At 56.1% G+C, this 3,327-nt stretch carries 1 protein-coding gene; it reads left to right on the top strand.

Annotated features, from left to right (window positions below; genetic code table 11):
- Nucleotides 1-414 precede the first annotated feature (414 nt).
- On the top strand, nt 415-2,559 hold the full coding sequence (locus tag AC2VLV_RS15595; RefSeq protein ID WP_486990848.1) for an endonuclease: 2,145 nt from the start codon (nt 415-417) through the stop codon (nt 2,557-2,559).
- Nucleotides 2,560-3,327: the final 768 nt, after the last annotated feature.

Genomic DNA, 3,327 nt, shown 5'->3' with positions numbered 1-3,327 from the left:
TATTCCATCCCGAGATGTGGATAATTTAGGGAAGATCTGAACTGGAGCTAAAATTACCACAACAGCAGGTCGCCTTGTAGCGTGAGGCGCAACCGGCGCCAGCGTGACCGGCAAAAACCTCTCGGTCCCATGGAAATTCATCCAGATCGCAGTGGCCCACCAGTTGCATCGGCCGCCTGTTCCAGATAGAAATCCATTGGTCCACCGGCGAAGTGTTTACCACGGATCTTAAGGCTTTTATTGTGCCACCACGGGCGGAAAATCCCTTTTGTGCACTTCATGGTCCGGCTTTCTTCGCTCAGAGGCATACAGAAGACTGGGCGATGGCCTGAGTTGTCCGGGCGGACAGGACTGGATCTGGGCGCAGACCTTCTCTATGCTTTGGGGAGGAAACCGGGAGGCAAAGTGGGAGTATTGGCAAAGGCCGCTGAGTTGCACGGCCACAAGACCATTGCGGCCATCACCGCAACTGCATTGGCGAGCGGTCCGGTGCAAGCATCTAAGGACGACGCGAAAGCTGCGCTCGAAGCCCTAAAGGGTTATCTAGAGCGCAACGACCATCAATGGTCAGTTGCAGTCATGCTGGCCCTGCTGCTGTGGGACGCGGACAGAGCAGTCGCACGCCTGCGGCGCGACGGTTTGCTTCGCGCTTCGCGATACAAGTTCCAAGCGGGTGCCATCGTTAAGGCGACAGACGCCGCCTTGGCAATGTTGCCCAGAGTCACTTTACGTGCCGACCGGCGGGAGTTTCTGCGCTCAGTTCGGGTGCTTCTCAAGCTCGCTCCCGCAGCCCGCCGTCTGCGACAACGCTTGGTAATGCGCCTGAAAGCCCGGCGAAGACTCGTTCAAAAGAGCCTCCTGGTCATCATCAACGAGGCCTTTGCACAGGGCTGGAGGGGGGGCAATCGGTACCTGGACTCCTCCATCTTCGAGCATTGGTCAACTGAGGAAATCACGCAAGGCCTGTCTCTCATCCTGCACCTGATGCGCGAGGAGATTGGGACGGTGCCGACGGACTGGAAGCACGTTGACGAATTGCTGGTTTCCCCTTACAACAGTGTCTACGCGGAGCTGCTGATGGACGCGGCTCGTCTCAATGAGCTGTTCGAGGTGGAGACGCTGCTGGACGGCCTGCCCTACAAGGTGGAGCAGCACGGCAAAGAGCTCAAGGTGCTGTCCATTGATGAAGACCTTGAGCGGTCGATTCGCCTGGGCTACATCCAGAGCAGCGTGCAAGAAGAAATTCGCGCAGCCGTTGTTGCCCGCCAGTTTTACGAAAGGAACCAGCCGCTACCCACCATGGAGGCCTTCATCGAAGCGGCCTTCGAGCACGGTCGCCTGGGTGAATTCGTCGAGCTGCGCACCGAACCAATTGAGCGGCTGGTGTTCCTGGTCATCCAAGACCCGAGATTCTTCGCGCCTATTGCAGGCGACCAGTTCTTCGCAGAGGAAGTTGCCGTGCTGATTGGCCTTGGAATTGACAACTTCCGAAAGAGCGATCCTCTGTCATTACAGGTCACTCAGACGCTCACAGCAGGCGACATTTTGAAGGTCCAACGCATGCTCGCGTTCTTCAGTGCCGTCTTCCAGCGGAAGCTTCAGGAGATTCAGCCTGAGGAGAGGCAGGAGCGCCTGAGGGTGCGGTCCGTCCTGCCGGTGATAAGCATCAAGGACATGGTGATGACACTCGGTCAGGTTCTGCCGTCCGCCAAAGCGCAAGAGATTATCGACATCCTCACCCTGAAAGCAGAGCAGAAGTTCATCGACATCCAGTACCGGCCTCTAATTGAGGCGGCCGACCACTTGGTTGTCGCGCCAGCAATGGTTGCGCGGTCGAACCTGGTGCGCAATGTCGTCATAGCAAACAACCTGCGCAGTGTTCTCCTTGATGGCAAGGACCCGATGCAGGAGGCCGTCGTGGCGACGCTCGAAGAAGCCGGCTTCAAGGTGCGATCCAACTTTGAGTTCAACATTGAAGGCAAGCGAGAAACCGACATCATTGCGTGGCGGGAGGAGCATCTCTTCGTCTTTGAGTGCAAGAACTCGTTTTTGCCCGTGTCGGCGCACGAACTGCGAACAAGCTATGAGCACATGAAGACGGCTCGGGACCAGCTTAACATCCGCCTACGTTGGATGAAGGTCACCGCCAATCAGGAAAAGCTGCTGAAGTGGCTGGGCTGGGATATTTCTGCCACAGCCGATGTGCATACCGGCGTGATCACCGCCAATCGAGTCTTCAATGGATATACGATGGGAAGGCATCCTGTGCGTCAAGCGCACGAGCTGATCAACGTGGTCGCTGGTGGCTACATACGGCTTGGGTCAGAGCAGCAGGTCCTCTTCTGGCGCGATGAGAGCTTCCAAGCGCTTGACCTCGTCGAATACCTTCAAGGCGGGAGCATCATCCAGCAGCAGTTCGACCTACTACGGCCGTTCGAACGGCGATTGCATATCGAGGATATGACGCTGACGCTGCAGAACTACCACTTGGATATGCAGGAAGCGGTGGAGCAGTTCCAGGGCGGGGACGGTGGCGACAATCACTCGTCAACGGACTGAGTGGCGCGGTCAGACCTTTGGCTTGGTGTACTGCGTCTACAGCTTGGCAGCACAGCGCGCTGGCGTCTCCAATCGGCGCATTTGACGGTGCTGGTCGCGTTCCAGAGATGCCGTCTAGCCGCGCCATCAAGCGGCGTCCTCCTGCCGATTAGTGCGGAAGCGATTCCGATCAGGTTAAACCTCTGGACCTAGCACCGCCGAGACTACTGAGGGCGCCGAAGGTCCGCTTCGCCTTGGCGCGACCGGCTGCTATGGGTCGGATGCTGTCATATGACCATCATTTATGACCGCTTTCAGTCTTTAAGTGTCATCAGATCGTAGAGAATACTACGGCAGCCAGTCTTCCGTGAGCAAGGCCTCGCCGAGGATCGCCCCCCCTGACCACGCCTGCATTATTCGCTGTAGAGTCGGGTGCGTCTGTCAATCAGGTCCAGTATAGTGGATCCCTCTGTCCCCCCTAATTCAGGGTAAACGCCAGGATGAAATTTCATTGTCGGGATGATGCTTTTTGTCCATCAACACATCGTCCAGATCGTGCAGGCAATTAACAGGTATAAATCTACCCAGATGATGAAGTGGTACACACGTATTTCGGGCAAAGTGCTGGTGAATGTGGTGAGCGGTTAGTGATTTATTATCTTGAAAAGGCTCGGGCTTCCATAAAACTACGGATCACAGATTGCAGACCGGACTTTTATCGCCTAAATTGATTCACTCCATTTCAACCATTAGGATGGTCTCCATGAACAAATCCGAATTTATATCCGC

The sequence above is a fragment of the Thiomonas sp. TH-17 genome (assembly GCF_057473305.1).
The sequence above is the reverse complement of the archived record's forward strand: the minus strand, read 5'-3'. Positions and strand labels throughout refer to the sequence as shown.